This window comes from Noviherbaspirillum sp., assembly GCF_035254685.1.
Classification (GTDB): Bacteria; Pseudomonadota; Gammaproteobacteria; order Burkholderiales; family Burkholderiaceae_D; genus Noviherbaspirillum.
In genome coordinates this window covers 276,061-293,900 of the sequence record NZ_DATFAI010000041.1, presented here as the reverse complement: position 1 = coordinate 293,900, position 17,840 = coordinate 276,061, and the positions used below count along the sequence as shown (strand labels likewise).

The window sequence follows — 17,840 nt, the reverse complement described above, 5'->3', positions numbered from 1 at the left end:
CCCCGGATTCGGTGGCTTGTCGGTGACTTGTCCGGCCCGCCGGCATCCGGATGGCATGGAGGTTGCTCTTGCCTCTACAGAACTCATTCCTGAAACGTCTTTGCAAACATGCTTCCTGCCGATTCATTACCGCCTCCGCCCTCCGAGAACACCTTGCGCCTGCTCGACGGCATCCGCGTGCTCGACCTCACCACCTCGATCGCCGGCCCCTATGCGTCCCTGCTGCTGGCCGACCTCGGCGCGTCCGTGGTCAAGATCGAGCGGCCCGGTCGCGGCGATGACTGCCGCGCCTGGGGGCCGCCTTTCCTCGACGGCGAGTCGCTCTGGTTCCTCAGCGTCAACCGCAACAAGCAGAGCGTCACGCTCGACTATTCGCAGCCGGCCGGGCTGGAGGCATTGCATGCACTGGTGAAGGTGGCCGACGTCATCCTCGTCAACCAGGTCGCGCGCAGCCAGAAGAAACTCGGCATCGACCACGCCACGCTCAAGGCCATCAATCCGAAACTGATCCACGTCTCGATCACCGGCTTCGGCCTGTCCGGTGCAAGCGCCGACCAGCCCTGCTATGATCTGATCGCCGAGGGGTACAGCGGCGTGATGGACATGACCGGCGAAGCGGACCAGGACCCGCAGAAAGTCGGCACACCAGCCGCGGACCTGCTCTCCGGCACCGATGCCGCGCTCGCCACCATGGCTGCGCTGATCGACCGCAACCGGACCGGTAACGGCCATGCAATTGATGTGGCGATGGTAGAGAGCATGACGCGCTTCATGACCCCACGCATCATTCCGTATCTCGGCTCCGGCGAGCTGCTGCGTCGCAGCGGCGGAAAAGACAGCGTGATCGCCATTTACCAGACCTTCCATACCGCCGACGATCCGATCACACTCGGGCTCGGCAACGACAACATCTGGGCACGCTTCTGTGAAGCGGTCGGACGCCCGGACATGGGATGCGATCCCCGCTTTGCCGACAACATCGGGCGCCGCGCCGCGCGCGAGGAAATCGTACGCGAGATCCAGACGCTTCTCATCACACAGCCGCGCGCGCACTGGCTCGCGCTGTTTGCCAAGGCGCGTATCCCGGCCGGCCCCATCAACCGCATCGACCAGGTGGTGACCGACCCGACGCTCACCGAGCGCGGCCTGTTTTATTCCGCGCAGCGCGACGGCTTTTCAGTGCCGCAGGTCGGCCTCGGTATCCGCTTCGACGACAATAACCAGACCTTCCGCAAGGCGCCGCCGCGGCTGGGCGAAGACACGCGCGCAGTGTTCGCTGGATGGCTGGACTGGGACGAAGAAAAAATTCAGCAACTCGGCTCCGCAGGCTTGCTCTGAGCCCCTATACAAACTACACAAACCAAAGGAAAAACAACCCATGACACGCCAGTTCGAAACCATCCTGTACTCCGAAGACGGCCCGATCGGAACCATCACGCTGAACCGCCCGAACAACGGCAACATGTTCAATGAGACCATGTGCCACGAGATCCGCGACTGCATCAACGAGATCCGCCGCGAGACGCGCACGCGCGTCATCGTGATCACCGGCGCAGGCGACAAGTTCTTCTGCATCGGCGGCGAGAAGACCGGCATGGAAGACACCAACCTCTACCCCGGCGTGCTGCCAGTGCTCGACATGTACGAAGCGATCGACCGCCTGCAGAAGCCGGTGATCGCCTCCGTGAACGGCTTCGCGGTGGGCGGCGGCCATGTGCTGCAGGTGATGTGCGACATCACCATCGCCAAGGAAAGTGCGATCTTCCGCCAGGTCGGCCCGATGATGGGCAGCTTCGACGCCGGTTTCGGCACCTGGTATCTGGAAGACCTGGTCGGCAAGAAGAAGGCCAAGGAGATCTGGTTCCGCAATCCGAAGATCACCGCCGCCGAAGCGGAACGCATCGGCCTGATCAACAAGGTTGTTCCCGATGACCAGCTGGCCGCCGCCACCCGCGAGATGGCGCTGGAAATCGCCGACCGCGGTGCCTTCGCGCTTGCGGCGATCAAGAGCGCCTTCCTGGCGCGCCACGGTGGCGTGGCGGGCTTGTCGCGCGTCACGCACGACATGCTGCTGCGCCTGAATCTCAACACCGAGGAATCGAAAGAGCTGTCGAAGTCCTTCGCCGGGAAGCGCTCGCCAGACTCTTCGACGTTCGGCCACTGACGAGGCAAAGACGAATGACTACGATTCTTACACTTCACGATCCGCAACAGGCGCACGCCTACTATGCCTCCGGCGTGTGGCAGGACAAGACCCTGTATGGCATGCTGCAGCAGCACGCCGCCAGTCAGCCCGATGGCTTCGCATTGCGCGACAGCGTGCATCGCCTGACCTGGAGCCAGGTGCTGGCCTGGGTCGATGCGGTGGCCGCGGATCTGGAAGAGGCGGGATTGCGCAAGGGCTCGCGCGTGTCGGTCTGGCTGCCGAACCGTGTGGAAGCACTCGTCATATTTCTGGCCTGCTCGCGCAACGGCTACATCTGCAATCCGTCGCTGCACCAGAACTACACCGTGGCGGAAATCGTGCGCCTGCTGGAACGCATCGACGCCGAAGCCTTCTTCGGCCAGAAGGGCTACGGCGCCGATGCCAACCGTCCCGGCGTGGCGGAGCAGATCGGCGCGGTGGCGTCGCTGCGCCGCACTTGCTGGCTCGAACCGCGCAAGAGCCGCACCGATACGACGGCAGGTGAATTCCCCGTGTCGAACGGTCGCAAGCCGGTGCAGGCGCCCGACACCAATCCCGACAAGATCGTCTACCTCGCCTTTACCTCCGGCACCACCGGCCTGCCGAAGGCCGTCATGCACAGCGATAACACGCTGCTCGCCAACGGGCGCGCGATGGTGAAGGACTGGCACCATGACCGCAACACCATCCTGCTCACGCTCAGCCCGATCAGCCATCACATCGGCACGGTGGCGCTGGAGCAGATGCTGGCGGCCGGTTTCGAGCTGGCAGTGAATGACGTGCCGCCGGGCCTGAAGCCGATCGACTGGATCCTGGAGACCGGCGCGACCTATGTGATGGGTGTGCCCACGCATGCGATGGACATCCTCGCCGAGATGAAGCGACGCGACATGGAAAAGCTCGGCCGCGTCAAGGTGTTCTACATGGCCGGCGCGGCGATTCCGCGCGAGACCGCGCAAGGCTTCGTCAACCGCGGCATCCTGCCGCAGAACGTGTACGGCATGACCGAGAACGGCTCGCACCAGTACACGCTGCCGAGCGACAGCACCGACACCATCGTCGGCACCTGCGGCCGTGCCTGCGCGGCCTACGAGATCAAGCTGTGGAACCAGGAGAACCCTGACCTCGAAGCAGCGCCGGGCGAGATCGGCGAAATCGGTGGGCGCGGCGGCTGCCTGACGCTTGGCTACTTCAATAACCAGAGCGCCACCGAGAAATCCTTCAATTCCTCCGGCTGGTTCATGAGCGGCGACCTCGGCATGTTCGATGCGAACGGTTGCCTGATCATCATGGGCCGCAAGAAGGACCTGATCATCCGCGGCGGACACAACATCCATCCGTCCACCATCGAAGATCTCGCGATCACGCATTCCGCGGTGCTCAAGGCGGCAGCTTTCCCGATCGCCGACGATCGCCTTGGCGAAAAGGTCTGCCTCGCGGTCACCACCCACGGCGGAGAGGCGCCTGGCGCGGAAGAAATGCTGCGGCACCTGCATGACGCCGGGCTGTCGAAGTTCGACATGCCGGAGTATTACATTCCGCTCGAGGAATTCCCGCTGACTGCCAGTGGCAAGATCCTCAAGCGCGAGCTGGTGGAATGGGTCAAGCAGGGCCGCATCGCGCCGGCGCCGGTGCGCTTTGTCGCGCCCGAGAAGCAATCAACGAAAGACACACACTGACCATGCCCATCACCTTAAGCTTCCGCGACGAATTCGCGGTCATGACCATCGACCGGCAGGAAGCGCTCAATGCATTGAGCTTTTCGCTGATCGGCGATATCGACAAGATCTTCGACGAAGTCGAGGAATCGGATGCGCGCGCGCTGCTCATCACCGGCGCGGGACAGAAATCATTCTGTGCCGGCGCAGACATCAGCGAGCTGATGAACCGCGACCTCGAAGCGCAGAAGCGCGGCGCGGAATTCGGGCAGCGCGTGTTCGCGCGCCTCGATACCTTCCCGATTCCTTCGATTGCGATCATCAACGGCTACGCCTTCGGCGGCGGGCTCGAACTGGCGCTGGCCTGCACCTTCCGCCTCGCCACCGCGAATGCCAAGGTCGGCCTGCCGGAAATCAAGCTCGGCCTGATCCCCGGCTACGGTGGCACGCAGCGCCTGCCGCGTGCCGTGGGCGAAGCACGCGCAATGGAAATGATCATGACGGGACGCACCGTTGCGGCCGAGGAAGCGCATCGCATCGGTCTGGTGAACCGGCTGGTCGAAGGCGATGCGATCGAAGCCGGCATCGCCTTCGCGCGCGAATTCAGCGGCCACGGCATGGTTGCGTTGCGCCTTGCACGCGGTGCCGTGCAGCGCGCGCTGCAGACATCGCTCGCCGAAGGGCTGAAGATCGAAGCCGACCTGTCCACCCTCGCTTACCAGACCAAGGATGCAAACGAAGGCATGGCTGCCTTCCTGGAAAAGCGCAAACCTCAATTCAAGGATTGCTGACACCATGAGCAAGCAAGGCACCATCATCGTCACCGGCGCCAGCCGCGGTATCGGGGCAGCCATCGCCATCGCGCTGGCCGAGCAGGGCTTCAACGTAGCCTGCCTGTCACGCAGGGGCGAATTGCCGGCTGTGCCGGACGCCAGCGAAGCCGCGAAGGCCCGCTGCACCGCGTTTTCCTGCGACGTCACCAAGGGCGACAGCCTGCGCAGCGCCTTCGAGCAGGTGGCGAAGAGCGGGCCGGTCATTGGCCTGGTCAACAATGCCGGCGTGCATCTCGAAGGCCCGAGCGCCACGTTCGCGCTAGAGGATTTCGATACGGTGTTCTCCACCAACTCGACCTCGGTCTTCATGGCCTGCCAGCAGATCTATCCGCACCTCGTGGCGGCCGGCGGCGGCCTGATCGTCAACATCGGCTCCTTCTTCGACAAGATGGGCGTCAAGCGTAATCTCGCGTATTGCGCATCGAAAGCGGCGGTGGGCGCGATGACGCGCTGCCTCGCGGTGGAATGGGCGGGCAAGGGGATTCGCGTCATCGACGTCGCGCCGGGTTACATCATGACTGACCTGAACAAGGAAGCGATGGCCGCAGGCCCGCTGCGCGAGTATCTCGACAAGCGCATTCCGGGGCGCCAGCCGGGGGCGTCGGAGGATGTGGCGAAATTGGTGAAGGCGCTGTATGCGGCGGATATTCCATTCTTGTCGGGGGAGACGATTTATATCGATGGTGCGCAGGGAATTGCGCACTAACTCTACTGCAACATGCGTCACAAATGAATGGTTCCCTCCCCCTTGCAGGGGGAGGGCTAGGGTGGGGGTAGAGTGGTTGAATCATCGTAGTCGAACGCTCAACCACTCCACCCCTCGCCGGGCGCCCCCATCCCAACTTTCCCCCTGCAAGTGGGAAGGAGCCATCCGATGTTGTGTTTTGACGCAGTAGTGCCATTTTTTTGAAAGAGACTGGCTGTGAACATTTTTGAACGGCTCGACGCCGATATCCCGCTGAACGAGGATGAAAGACTCCTGCTCGACAGCGTGCGCACGCTGGCGCAAGATGAATTGATGCCGCGCGCGGAGCATTACGACAAGACCGGCGAATTCCCCTGGGAAAACGTCAAGGCCATCAACAACCTCGGCTTGAATGCGATGTTCATTCCCGAGCAGTACGGCGGCGCGCAGCTTTCCTATACGGCCTACCTCGCCTGCGTGCGTGAAATCGCAAAGGCCTGTGCCTCGACCGGCATCATCTGGGCCACCAACTTCCATGCGATCAAGCCGGTGATCGACTTCGGTTCGGAAGAACAGAAGTCACGCCTCTTGCCGCGCATCGCGGAAGGCGGCCTGGCGGCGCTGGCGATCACGGAACCGAACGCAGGTTCCGACGCCACCGGCATGCGCACGCGCTTCACGCCCGAGGGCGACGAGATCGTCATCAATGGCGGCAAGACCTTCATTACCAACGGCGACGTGGCTGACCTGTACGTCGTGTTCGGCAAATGGAGCGAAATCGATGATCCGAAGCAGGCCATCTCGGTGGTCGTGCTGGAGAAGGGCACGCCGGGCCTGTCCGTGGTGCGCACCGAAACCAAGATGGGCCACCGCGCTTCCAGCACCGCGACGATTTCCTTCGACAACTGCCGCGTGCCGCGCGCCAATCTGCTGTGCAATCCGGGCGACGGCCTGAAGATCCTGTTCTCTTCGCTCAACAAGTCGCGCCCCAGCGTGGCTGCGCATGCGCTCGGCATCGCGCGCGGCGCGTTCGAGGATGGCGTGGCCTACATCAACGAGCGAAAGCAGTCGGGCAAGAAGATCATCGAATTCCAGGGCATCCAGTTCATGCTGGCCGACATGGCGACCGACCTCGCGCTGTGCGAGTCCTGGCTGTGGCGGCTGGCGAAGCTGGTGGATGGCGGCGGCGCCGATTTCGGCATCGATGCGTCGATGCTGAAGATGCGCGCTACCGACACCGCCATGCGCATCACGACTGACGTAGTGCAGCTGTTCGGCGGCTACGGTTATTGCAGCGATTTCCGCGTTGAGCGGCTGATGCGCGATGCCAAGATCACGCAGATATGGGAAGGCACGAACCAGGTGCACCGTCAGCTGATCGGACGCAGTTTTTTGACCAAATGAGGATTCCACAATGAGTGAGATCAAGACCATCGGCATCGCCGGCTGCGGCACCATGGGCGCCGGCATTGCCATCGTGTCCGCGCGCGCCGGTTTCCGCACCGTCGTGTACGACACGCGCCCGGAAGCGCTGGAGAATGCGCGCAAGCAGACGCGCGCCTTCCTCGACAAATCGGTGCAGCGCGGCAAGCTGAGCGCGGAGCAGGCCGACAGCGCCATGAACAACCTGGTCGCGACGACCAACCTGGCCGACATGAACCAGTGCGATCTCGTGATCGACGCGGTGTTCGAAGACCTGCGCGTCAAGCACGAGCTGTTCGGCAAGCTGAACGAGGTGTGCCCGCAGCACACGATTTTCGCCTCCAACACCTCGACGCTGTCGATCACTGAAATCGCCGCTGGCTCCGGACGCGACGACCGCTTCGTCGGTATGCACTTCTGCCTGCCGGCGCAGCTCATGAAGCTGGTCGAGATGTCGCCCGGCCTGAACACCTCCGAGGAGACGTTCACGAAGGCATGGGCCGCGTGCGAAGCGCTAGGCCAGCGCCCGGTGAAGACCAAGGACAATCCCGGCTTCATCCTCAACTACTTCCTCGTGCCCTACAACAACGACGCGATCCGCCTGGTGGAAGCCGGTGTCGCCGCGCCGGCGGATATCGACCGCGCGATCAAAGAAGGCCTCGGCTATCCGATGGGCCCGCTTGAACTGCTCGACCTGATCGGCCTCGACACGCAGCTCTTGCTGTGCGAAGCGCTGTACGGCATCACGCACGAGCCGCGCGCCGCCTGCCCGCCGCTGGTCAAGCGCATGATCGCCGCCGGCCACCTGGGCCGCAAGTCCGGGCGCGGCTTCTACACCTATCAAGGCAACGCCATGTTCGGGAGCTGACACATGAACTATTCCATTATCGACACCGGCAACAGCCGCTCCTTCCCGGCATCCCACGCGCTACTGGAAGGCAAATCAACGGACGGCGAGGTCGTCATCCTGATCGGACAGCAAGCCGGCGATGCGCTGGCGAAAGTGCAGGGCGCGGACAAGAAGGCTGCCATCCTGATTGAGCTCGGAACGGAATGCCTCGGCGTGCACACCGGCGAAAGCCGCGGCAAGGAAGGCTCCAATGTGCTCGGATTCAATCGCTTCCGCCTCGGCGATGGCGATCCGTCCAATCTGATCGAGCTGGTGCGCCAGCCGAACACCTCGCAAGCGGCAATCGATGCCGCCAAGGCGGTGCTCGAAGGCGCGGGCCTGAAGGTCGCGGTGTGCTTCGACTTCGCCGGCCGCATCATTGACCGCCTGGTGCGCCCGTACTACAACGCCGCATTGCGCCGCCTTGACGAAGGCCTCGCGACCGCAGACGACATGGACCTCACGCTGCGCCTTGGTCTCGGCTATCCGGAAGGTCCGATCGCGCTATTGGAGCGCACCGGTCTTGAGCATCATTTCGATGTGAGCAAGGACCTGTTCGACGCGCTCGGCGAGCAGCCCTATGCGCCGGCGCGTCGCGCCCGCGTGGCGAAGATGCGCGCTGAAAAGAAGGAAGGCTGAGATGATGCGTCCGCTTGAAGGCGTGCGCGTCCTCGATTTCAGCACGCTGCTGCCCGGGCCGCTCGCGACGCTGGTGCTGGCCGAAGCCGGCGCCGAAGTGATCAAGATCGAGCGCCCCGGCCGCGGCGACGAGATGCGCAGCTACATGCCAAAGTTCGGTGACGACAGTGTGAACTTCGCCATGCTCAATCGCGGCAAGCGCAGCATTGCCATCGACCTGAAAGAGAAGGGCGTGGTCGACAAGCTGCGCGGGCTGATTGAGAGTGCCGATATCGTGGTCGAGCAGTTCCGCCCCGGCGTGATGGACCGTCTCGGCCTCGGCTATGAAGCGCTGTCGGCGATCAATCCAAAGATCATCTACTGCGCGATCACCGGCTACGGCCAGACCGGTCCGCGCGCGAGCGTCGCGGCGCATGACCTGAACTACGTCGCCGAGTCCGGCATGCTCGGCCTGAGCGCAGGCGCCGACGGCGCCCCGGTGCTGCCGCCCGCGCTGATTGCGGACATCGCCGGCGGCACCTATCCGGCCGTGGTCAACATCCTGCTGGCGTTGCGCCAGCGCGATCGCACCGGCAAGGGCTGCAAACTCGACATCGCGATGGCGGACAATCTGTTCACCTTCCTCTACTGGGCCATCGGCAACGGTTTGGCGGCGGGCGAATGGCCGACGCCGGGCGGCGACCTCGTCACCGGCGGCACGCCGCGTTACCAGATCTACCGCACGAAGGACAACAAGTTCCTCGCTGCCGCCCCGCTGGAAGACAAGTTCTGGGCGAACTTCATCGACGCCGTCGGCGCGCCGCAGGAACTGCTCGACGACAGCCAGTCGCCGGCCACGGTGAAGGCGCGCATCCAGGACATCATCGGCGCGCGGACCGCGGAGCACTGGGATGCAGCATTCGAAGGCAAGGACGTATGCTGCGCCATCGTCGCCACCATGCAGGAAGCGATGGCGAACCCGCATTTCCGCGAACGCGGCGTGTTCTCGCGCGAGCTCGCCAGCGGCGGCAAGCGCATCACCGCGCTGCCGGTGCCGGTGCAGGACGACTTCCGCGGAAGCGATGCAAGCAGCGGCTATCCTGCACTGGGCGAAGCGAACAAGGACTTTGGGCTGAGTTGAGTTTGCGTTTTGTTTGTCCACGGAAAACACGGAAAGCACGGAAAAAAACCATCAATCATTTTTGTGTTTTTCGTGGACAAGTTTGCAGCGTTTGCACTTCACGGGCCTCAGTCAAGACGGTCCACGGAATACACGAAAGACACGAAAAAAAGCCAGAAATTTTCCGTGTTTTCCGTGGACCCCAATAACCAACCGAAAAATTCCTATGCGAGCAATCCTGATCAGGGAACATGGCGCGCCGGAGACGCTGAAGATTGAAGACGTTCCGGCACCGGTATGTGGAGACGATGATGTGCTGATCGATGTGCATGCGATCGGCGTGAACTATCCGGACCTGCTGGTGATCGGCGGGCAGTACCAGATCCTGCCGCAGCGGCCGTTCAGCCCTGGCAAGGATGCCGCCGGCGTGGTCGCTGCAGTGGGACGCAATGTGACGTCGTGCAAACCCGGCGACCGCGTGGTGGCACAGGTGGAATACGGCGCGTACGCCGAGCAGCTGCGGGCACGCGGCGACAGCTGCTTCGTAATGCCGGACTGCATGTCCTTCACCGATGCCGCGGCGATGGGGCTGGTGTACCAGACCGCGCATTTCGCGCTGGTCGAGCGCGGACAGTACCAGAAGGGCGAGGTCGTGCTGGTGAACGGCGCGGCGGGCGGGGTGGGACTGGCGGCGGTGCAGATCGCCAAGGGGCTGGGCGCGACCGTGCTCGCGGGTGTACGCCATCCGGAACATGCCGAGCTCGCGAAGGCCAACGGCGCGGACCACATCATCGACCTCGCGGCGGACAACCTGCGTGACGCGCTGCGCCGCCAGGTGCATGAAGTCACCGGCGGACACGGCGCAGACGTGGTGCTCGATCCGGTGGGCGGCGACGTGTTCGATGCGTCCCTGCGCGCGATGGCATGGCGGGGACGCATGGTGGTGATCGGTTTCGCCGAGGGACGCATTCCCACCGTCAAGGCCAACTACCTGTTGGTGAAGAACATCCTCGTCTCCGGGCTGCAGTGGAGCGACTACCGCGAGCGCACGCCGGAATGGGTGCGCCGCGTGCAGGGCGAATTGTTCAGCCTGTACACCGCCGGCAGGATCAAACCCAATGTTATGCGCGCCTTCCCGATGGAGCAATTCGCCGAGGCGCTTGCACTGGTCAAGGCCGGCAAGGTGCAAGGCAAGGTGGTGCTGACCACTGCACGCGAAGAGAACTGAGCTAGAGAGAGAAATCATCATGTCTAACGCACTACCATCGTCCAGCATTGTCGCCATCGTTGGCAGCGGCGCCATGGGCTCCGGCATCGCGCAAGTTGCTGCCGCATCCGGCCATCCGGTCAAGCTGTATGACACGCGGCCGGAAGCAGTCGAGAAGGCGATCGCCGGCATACGCAAGACCTTCGGCATGCTCGCCGAGAAGGGGCGCATGAGCGCAGAGGCCGCCGAGGCAGCGGGACAGCGCCTTGCGCCGGCCGCATCGCTGGCCGAGCTGGCCGACGCGAGCCTGGTGGTCGAGGCCATCGTGGAAAACCTCGACATCAAGCGCGGCCTGTTCGCCGAGCTCGAAGGCATCGTCGGCGACGACTGCATTCTCGCGACGAATACCTCCTCCATTTCCATCACCGCGCTCGCTGCGAAGCTGCGCCTGCCGGGCCGCTTTGTCGGGATGCATTTCTTCAACCCGGTGCCGCTGATGGCGTTGGTGGAAGTCATCAGCGGACTCGCGACCGACGCCGCTGTGGCGGAGGCCATTCATGCCACCGCAAGCGCATGGGGCAAGAGTCCGGTGTACGCGCGCTCCACGCCAGGTTTCATCGTCAATCGCGTGGCACGCCCGTATTACGCGGAAGCGCTGCGCCTGCTGAACGAACAGGCCGGCGAGCCGGCCACCATCGATGCCATCCTGCGCGAAGCGGGCGGCTTTCGCATGGGACCGTTCGAGCTGATGGACCTGATCGGCCACGACGTCAATTTCGCCGTGACGCAGTCGGTGTTCCAGGCCTACTTCAACGACCCACGCTTTACGCCTTCGCTGGTGCAGCAGGAGCTGGTCAATGGCGGATACCTCGGCCGCAAGTCGGGGCGCGGCTTCTATCGCTACGGTGAGGGCGTCGTGCCGCCCGCACCGCAGACGGAAGAGGCGTTCGACAAGCCGCAGCAGGTCACCATCACCGGTTCGGGTTTCGTTGCCGAGGCGATCGCATCGCGCGCAGCGGCAGCAGGCGTGGCGGTATCGCGCGCCCATGCTTCGCAGGAAGACGATGCATTGCTGGAATGCGGCGGTGCGGTGCTCTATCTCACCGACGGCCGCAGTGCAACGCAGCGCGCCGCCGATAACGGCATCGCGAATACCGTGCTGCTCGACCTCGCACTCGATTTCAGCAAGGCCACGCGCGCGGCGCTCTGCCCCGCCGACCAGTGTGCTCCGCAGGCGTATCAGGCGGTGGCCGGCCTCCTGCAGGCCTGCGGCTTCAAGGTGTCGCGGCTCGGCGACGTACCCGGCATGGCCGTGATGCGCACGGTGGCGATGCTCGCGAACGAGGCAGCGGATGCGGTGAACCAGGGCGTGTGCGACGCCAACGCCGCCGACACCGCGATGCTCAAGGGCGTGAATTATCCGCGCGGTCCGTTGGCCTGGGCCGACGCAATCGGATTGCATTACCTGATGCGCGTGCTGGGCAACCTCGGCACGAGCTACGGCGAAGACCGCTACCGCATTTCGCCGCTGATCCAGCGCAAGGTGTGGAACGGCGGCAGGTTTCATGACGATGCCTGACACATTCGAGCAGCTTTGCAGGGTGGTTAGAGCGCAGCGAGACTATCCGGTGGACCTGTGTCGCTGGAACAACCGATTCATCACACGAGAGAGAACGACATGACTGAAGCCTTCATTTGCGACGCCATCCGCACGCCGTTCGGCCGCTACGGCGGCAGCCTGGCCCAGGTGCGCGCCGACGACCTGGCCGCCATTCCGATCAGGGCGCTTATGGAACGCAACCCCGGCGTAGACTGGGCAGCGCTGGACGACGTGGCCTACGGCTGCGCCAACCAGGCGGGCGAGGACAACCGCAACGTCGGCCGCATGGCGGTGCTGCTGGCCGGCTTGCCCGAGACCGTGTCGGCGAACACCATCAACCGCCTTTGCGGCTCCAGCCTGGATGCGGTTGGCAGCGCGGCGCGTGCCATCAAGTCCGGCGAGGTTGGCCTGATGATCGCCGGCGGCGTGGAGAGCATGACGCGTGCGCCTTTCGTCATGGGCAAGGCCGACAGCGCCTTCTCGCGCGGCGCGAAGATCGAGGACACCACTATCGGCTGGCGCTTCGTCAATCCGCTGATGAAAGCGAAATATGGCATCGACTCGATGCCGGAGACAGCGGAGAACGTCGCGCGCGAATTCGGCATCGCGCGCGCCGACCAGGATGGTGTCGCCTTGCGCAGCCAGCAACGCTGGGCTGCAGCCAATGCCGCCGGCTTCTTCCAGCGCGAGATCGTGCCGGTCACCATCCCGCAGAAGAAGGGCGACCCGAAGATCTTCGCGGCCGATGAGCATCCGCGCCCCGAAACCACACTGGAAGCGCTGGCCAGGCTCAAGGGCGTGGTCACGCCCGACGGCAGCGTCACCGCCGGCAATGCCTCCGGCGTGAATGACGGTTCCTGCGCGCTGCTGCTCGCCTCGGAAGCCGCTGCGCACCGCCACGGCCTGACGCCGCGCGCCCGCATCCTCGGCATGGCGACTGCCGGCGTTGCACCGCGCATCATGGGCTTCGGCCCGTCGCCGGCATCGAAAAAGGTACTGGCACTGACCGGCCTGCGCATCGACCAGATGGACGTCATCGAGCTCAATGAGGCCTTCGCCGCACAGGCGCTCGCCGTCACGCGCGATCTCGGCCTGCCGGATGACGCTGCCCAGGTGAATCCGAACGGCGGCGCCATCGCCATCGGCCATCCGCTGGGCGCGTCCGGTGCCCGCCTGGTCACCACGGCGCTCAACCAGCTGGAGCAGGCGCACGGACGTTATGCGCTCTGCACCATGTGCATCGGCGTAGGGCAGGGCATCGCGCTTGTCATTGAACGGGTGTGAGTCGGCACCAAACTGAGATGTGAACGAGTAGCGCCCCGCTGCACCGCTGTTCCCGGGGCAGCCGGATTTTGTATCCGGTGCATCCAGGCCATGCACGGCTCCACGCGGGCCTGATCTGCATCATCCCGCCGCGCATCCGTGCTGGCGCGGCGCAAAAGCGGCCCTACAATGCCGGAAGGGATACCGCACAAGGCGTCACGCATGATGCCGGAACTCACCTGGATTCTCTTACTGCTGCTGGCCTGCATGCCGTGCCTTGCCTTGACGGCATGGCGCCGGCGCGCGCCTGTCCGAGGCGAAGGCCGGCGAATCATGGCACCCGGCAAGACAATGAGCGTGATCGCCGCATTGCTGGCCTCCTTCTTTCCCGGCACACGGCCGGGCACCAGCGAATGGTCCGTGCCATGGATGCAGGCCGCGCAGGCCGCGCAATCCACCACTGGCCCGGTGGACGCGGTGATCCGCTACCACGAATTCTCTTCCGTCTCGCGCAGCGGTGTGTTCGGGCGTGCGCCGGGCGTTGATTGGGGTGCACCGCCGCCGGCGTTCAAGTCCTATCCCGATGCGTCGCATGTGACACTTGCCCATGTATCCCTCGACGGCCGCACGCTCGGCACCGCACTGCGCACGCCTGCGCCGCGAACAAAGCGCCTGCGGCTCGACGAACTGGGCGAGATGCTTTACCTCGCCGCTGGCGTCACGGAGCGCCACGGCGGCCATGCGCTGCGCTCATCGCCGTCGGCCGGCGGACTGTTTCCTTCCGAGCTCTATGTGGTAGTACGCGCCATCGATGGATTGCCTGCCGGTCTGTATCACTACGACGCCGAACACCACCGCGTCGATGCGCTCGGCGCCGTGCCCGCTACCTTCGGCGCTCCCGATGCGGACGGCGCCGATGCAGTCGTGCTCGTCAGCGCGATGTTCCGCCGCACTGGCTACAAGTATCGCGACCGCACCTATCGACTTACCGTGGCGGACGCCGGGCACTTGCTGGAAAATCTGCGCGTGGCCGCCCATGCGCTCGGTATGCAGGCAACACCGCTTGCGCAATTCGACGAAGCGCGCGCGGCAAAGGCAATCGGCGTGGATGGCGTCGAGGAAGGCGTGCTCGCAGTCATGGACCTGCGCCGTGCGACAGGCGATGCGACGCCGCCAGGACGGCCCTCGCGCGAACACTTCGCCGCCGCACAAGCGCCCGAGAACACATCGATCGGCGTGACCGGTGTGGTGCAGCGTGCGACTTCCCTGCACCTCGTGCCGGAGGATGTGCCATCCGGTGCCATTCCCTTGCCGCCGTCGGAAGCGGCGTCGCGCGATGCACAGGACACCATCGTCCATCGGCGCAGCATGCGGCGCTATTCCACTGAACCGGTGCCGCTGGCCGCCTTGTCATCGATGCTGGCCGACATGGCCCTGCCGCCCCAACTATCGAATGCGATCCGCATCCACCTTGTCATCAACCGCGTTGCAGGACTGCGTCCGGGCGTCTATCGCTACGTGACGGGGCACAGGCTGGTGCGCGTGCGTGACGGCGATGTCGCCGCAACAGCACAGTCGGCCGCTCTCTCGCAGGACGTGATTGGCGCCGCCGCTGTGGTGCTGGTGCTGTCCGTCGACCGCGAACGCATGCTGGAGCAGGGTGCGCGCGGCTACCGTCACGCCTATCTCGAAGCGGGCATGATGAGCGAACGCTGGCTGCTCGGCGCGGTGGCGCGCGGACTGGCAGCCTGCCCGGTCGGCGCCTTCTACGACGACGAAGCAGCCGCACTCATCGGCGCCGACACCCACCACGAATGGGTGCTGCACTTCGCCGCGCTAGGCATCGCAGCTCGCTAGCGCAGAGGCGCTGATTGCTGGCGTTATTTTTTGTCCACGGAAAACACGGAAAGCACGGAAGCATTCGTGAAACCTTTCGTGTTTTTCGTGGACAGATTAGCGGTGCTTGTACTTCACAATTCTCAGTCAAGAGAGTCCACGAAAAACACGAAATATTTTTCCGTGTATACCGTGTTTTCCGTGGACAAAATCATTTCTCCCACTCCACGAACAGATTACTGTGTCATGACCGCAGCCGTGCCGCGTGCAGTCTGCACGGTCTGCACCCCTTGCACCATGTGCGGAAGGGCCGGCGCTCCCGGACGGTGCGGGTTGATGAACAGTTCGTCGAGGTTGCTGTCGGAGGATTTGCTGAGCAGGGACGCGCCGCCGCCGTCGATGCGACCGGCCAGCCAGGCATCGGCCACTTCGCGGCCGAGCGCTTTCATGTGCTGCAGGAAGGAGAGCGCGGTGTTGCTCTTGCTCGCGACGCCGTAGCCCGCCATCTCCGCATGCGGCGGAATGTAGTGCATGAAAATTTCTTCCTTGCCGTGCAGCTTCCCGCCGGGCTGTTTCGCGAGCGCCTGCGCCGGTACCTGCCGCAACAGTTCGTTCACTTCATGGATGCGCTTGATCTCCGCAATCAGCGAGGCATTGAAGGTGATCTCGTTCATGCGGTCAATGATTTCCCACGCGGTGTCGGGCGGCACCTCCGATTCCTGCATCACTATCGGATTGACGCCGACGATCACCAGGTCGCGCGTCGCCTGCTTGTGATGCGTGATCAGCGGCGCCAGTGCGGGATCTGCGACATAGCCGCCGTCCCAGTAATACTCGCCGTCGATCAGTACCGCGCGGTCCACCACCGGCAGGCAGGCCGAGGCAAGCAGGTGGGGAATGCCGATTTCCTCTTTCGTGAAGGACTTCGGCTGGCTGGTGCGCACATTGGTCGCACACACATACAGCGCTGGTCCGATCGGGCTGTGGTTGAGCACTTCCAGGTCGATGCTGTCGCCGATCGCCATCGCCACCGGGTTCTGGCGCGGGCCGAACAGGGACTGATAGGGCGAGATCACGAGCGATAGCGCGTTGAGCGTAACCGGCACCGGCAGACCGTCGATGTTCCAGGAGGTGTGCAGCGGGTTGGCGGTGAAGCGGTAGGGATTCCAGAACAGGTTGCCGAGCGCGGCCACGTCGGTCCAGAACTTGTCGAGCAATTCTCTCGTCTTCGCGCGTCGTGCCGCTACATCGAGTGGATGGCCCTGTGCATCGCGTTCCATGCTCAGACCGTAGGCCAGCACGGCGGCGATCATCGCGCCGCCGCTGGTACCGCTCACCGCAACGATGTCGAGCCGCTCTTCCTGCAACAGGCGATCCACCACGCCCCACACATAAGCGGTGTGCGCACCGCCGCCCTGCAATGCCAGCATGATCCTGTTGTTCCGCCCACGCTTGTTGTCGTTCGCCATATCGGGAGCCTTTCGGGTTACTACGGAAATGCGTCGCAGGTCGTGCAGGGGCGGCGCGGGATGCAGACAATGTAATGATGTGGACGCGCCGGCGCAAATCCGGATGCAAGTTTCCCGACATGCATCAAAGGTGCGGCTTTTCGCTTCTTGAAGTGCAATGGAACAAGGTGTTTGTGGGAAGTACGGGCGGCACGGAATGCCGCTCATTGAAACTGCGTCAACACAGCAGCCGGCTGTGCTTCGGCAATTGCGCGGCGAGGTAATCATGCTGGTCGGCTAGCACGTTCCTGCCGCTGAGCAGGTAGTGTTCGGCGCGGCATGGCACATAAGGCACATACAGCAGCGGCCGGAAATGCTCGACCAGCTTGTCGCCCTTTTCCTGGTTGCAGCGACGGCATGCGGTCACGCAGTTCATCCAGGTGTCCTTGCCGCCGCGCACCCGGGGCAGGATATGGTCGCGCGACAGTTCCCTGTAGCCGAAGTGGTTGCCGCAATAGGCGCAGGTGTAGCGATCGCGCTTGAACAAGAGATAATTCTGGTTGCCGAGCGGGAGTTCCCTGCGCAGCTTGCGCGTCATGTGCTCGCTGCCGACGATGGCAATGATCGGCTTGACGGTGATCCTCGATTGCAGTCCCGAGCGCTGGTACCCGCCGCGGAACACCATGCTGATTCCGCCCAGCTCCCATGCCACCTTGCCGGTTGCATAATAGATCACGGCATCCTGCGCGGCTATCCAGCCGAACGGGTTTCCCGCGATATCGAGTGCCAGGACATGGGCAATCATTGCATCACCTGTGTTGCATCGTCTGAACACCGGTTGTGTGCCGGATGCAGCCGCGAACCGCAAACCGGACCGCGAGGCCACAGACAGATCATAGAACTAAATGTTGACGCCGTGAATGATTCACGGCCAATTCACGGCCATTCCGCGTCCGTGCGCCGCATTATGTGCTGGCCGCGCAACGACGGACCCTGGTGGAACTTCCCTTCTTCGGCAAGGGCGAAGCGCACTGGCTGGGCATGCCCATCGGCGCAGCAGGCCCGTCCGCTTCAAC

Annotated in this window: 15 protein-coding genes; 13 read left to right on the top strand and 2 right to left on the bottom strand. The window is 63.9% G+C overall.

The window, feature by feature from the left end:
* Positions 1–108: 108 nt before the first annotated feature.
* From VJ698_RS18965 to VJ698_RS18905, 13 genes are all read left to right on the top strand, one after another.
* On the top strand, positions 109–1,338 hold the full coding sequence (locus tag VJ698_RS18965; RefSeq protein WP_324104365.1) for a CoA transferase: 1,230 nt from the start codon (positions 109–111) through the stop codon (positions 1,336–1,338).
* Positions 1,339–1,378: 40 nt separating this feature from the next.
* Entirely contained in the window at positions 1,379–2,164 is a 786-nt protein-coding gene (locus VJ698_RS18960; protein ID WP_324104364.1) for an enoyl-CoA hydratase-related protein, read from the top strand.
* 14 nt (positions 2,165–2,178) lie between these two features.
* Positions 2,179–3,864: a class I adenylate-forming enzyme family protein gene (locus tag VJ698_RS18955; protein ID WP_324104363.1), complete on the top strand. Its 1,686-nt coding sequence runs from the start codon at positions 2,179–2,181 to the stop codon at positions 3,862–3,864.
* 2 nt (positions 3,865–3,866) lie between these two features.
* Entirely contained in the window at positions 3,867–4,634 is a 768-nt protein-coding gene (locus VJ698_RS18950) for an enoyl-CoA hydratase/isomerase family protein (RefSeq protein ID WP_324104362.1), read from the top strand.
* A 4-nt stretch (positions 4,635–4,638) separates the two neighbouring features.
* Positions 4,639–5,382: an SDR family oxidoreductase gene (locus VJ698_RS18945; protein ID WP_324104361.1), complete on the top strand. Its 744-nt coding sequence runs from the start codon at positions 4,639–4,641 to the stop codon at positions 5,380–5,382.
* Between the two features lie 216 nt (positions 5,383–5,598).
* Positions 5,599–6,765, top strand: a complete 1,167-nt coding sequence (locus tag VJ698_RS18940) for an acyl-CoA dehydrogenase family protein (protein ID WP_324104360.1) — start codon at positions 5,599–5,601, stop codon at positions 6,763–6,765.
* Between the two features lie 10 nt (positions 6,766–6,775).
* The gene (locus VJ698_RS18935; protein ID WP_324104359.1) at positions 6,776–7,651 is read left to right on the top strand and encodes a 3-hydroxyacyl-CoA dehydrogenase family protein; all 876 of its coding nucleotides are present in this window, start codon (positions 6,776–6,778) and stop codon (positions 7,649–7,651) included.
* Positions 7,652–7,654: 3 nt separating this feature from the next.
* Positions 7,655–8,311, top strand: a complete 657-nt coding sequence (locus tag VJ698_RS18930; protein ID WP_324104358.1) for a 3-hydroxyacyl-CoA dehydrogenase family protein — start codon at positions 7,655–7,657, stop codon at positions 8,309–8,311.
* Between the two features lies 1 nt (position 8,312).
* Positions 8,313–9,431, top strand: a complete 1,119-nt coding sequence (locus tag VJ698_RS18925; protein WP_324104357.1) for a CaiB/BaiF CoA-transferase family protein — start codon at positions 8,313–8,315, stop codon at positions 9,429–9,431.
* A gap of 205 nt (positions 9,432–9,636) precedes the next feature.
* Complete coding sequence (locus tag VJ698_RS18920; RefSeq protein ID WP_324104356.1) at positions 9,637–10,638, top strand: NADPH:quinone oxidoreductase family protein; 1,002 nt, start codon at positions 9,637–9,639, stop codon at positions 10,636–10,638.
* 19 nt (positions 10,639–10,657) lie between these two features.
* Positions 10,658–12,196: a 3-hydroxyacyl-CoA dehydrogenase PaaH gene (gene paaH, locus VJ698_RS18915; protein WP_324104355.1), complete on the top strand. Its 1,539-nt coding sequence runs from the start codon at positions 10,658–10,660 to the stop codon at positions 12,194–12,196.
* A 99-nt stretch (positions 12,197–12,295) separates the two neighbouring features.
* Complete coding sequence (pcaF, locus tag VJ698_RS18910) at positions 12,296–13,501, top strand: 3-oxoadipyl-CoA thiolase (protein WP_324104354.1); 1,206 nt, start codon at positions 12,296–12,298, stop codon at positions 13,499–13,501.
* 201 nt (positions 13,502–13,702) lie between these two features.
* Positions 13,703–15,337, top strand: a complete 1,635-nt coding sequence (locus tag VJ698_RS18905) for a SagB family peptide dehydrogenase (protein ID WP_324104353.1) — start codon at positions 13,703–13,705, stop codon at positions 15,335–15,337.
* Between the two features lie 215 nt (positions 15,338–15,552).
* On the opposite strand, the gene VJ698_RS18900 is transcribed toward VJ698_RS18905, so the two are convergent.
* Together VJ698_RS18900 and VJ698_RS18895 are read right to left on the bottom strand one after the other, a co-directional pair.
* Complete coding sequence (locus VJ698_RS18900) at positions 15,553–16,785, bottom strand: patatin-like phospholipase family protein (protein WP_324104352.1); 1,233 nt, start codon at positions 16,783–16,785, stop codon at positions 15,553–15,555.
* A gap of 217 nt (positions 16,786–17,002) precedes the next feature.
* Positions 17,003–17,569, bottom strand: coding sequence for an HNH endonuclease (locus tag VJ698_RS18895; RefSeq protein ID WP_324104351.1), 567 nt, complete (start codon positions 17,567–17,569; stop codon positions 17,003–17,005).
* Between the last annotated feature and the right edge of the window lie 271 nt (positions 17,570–17,840).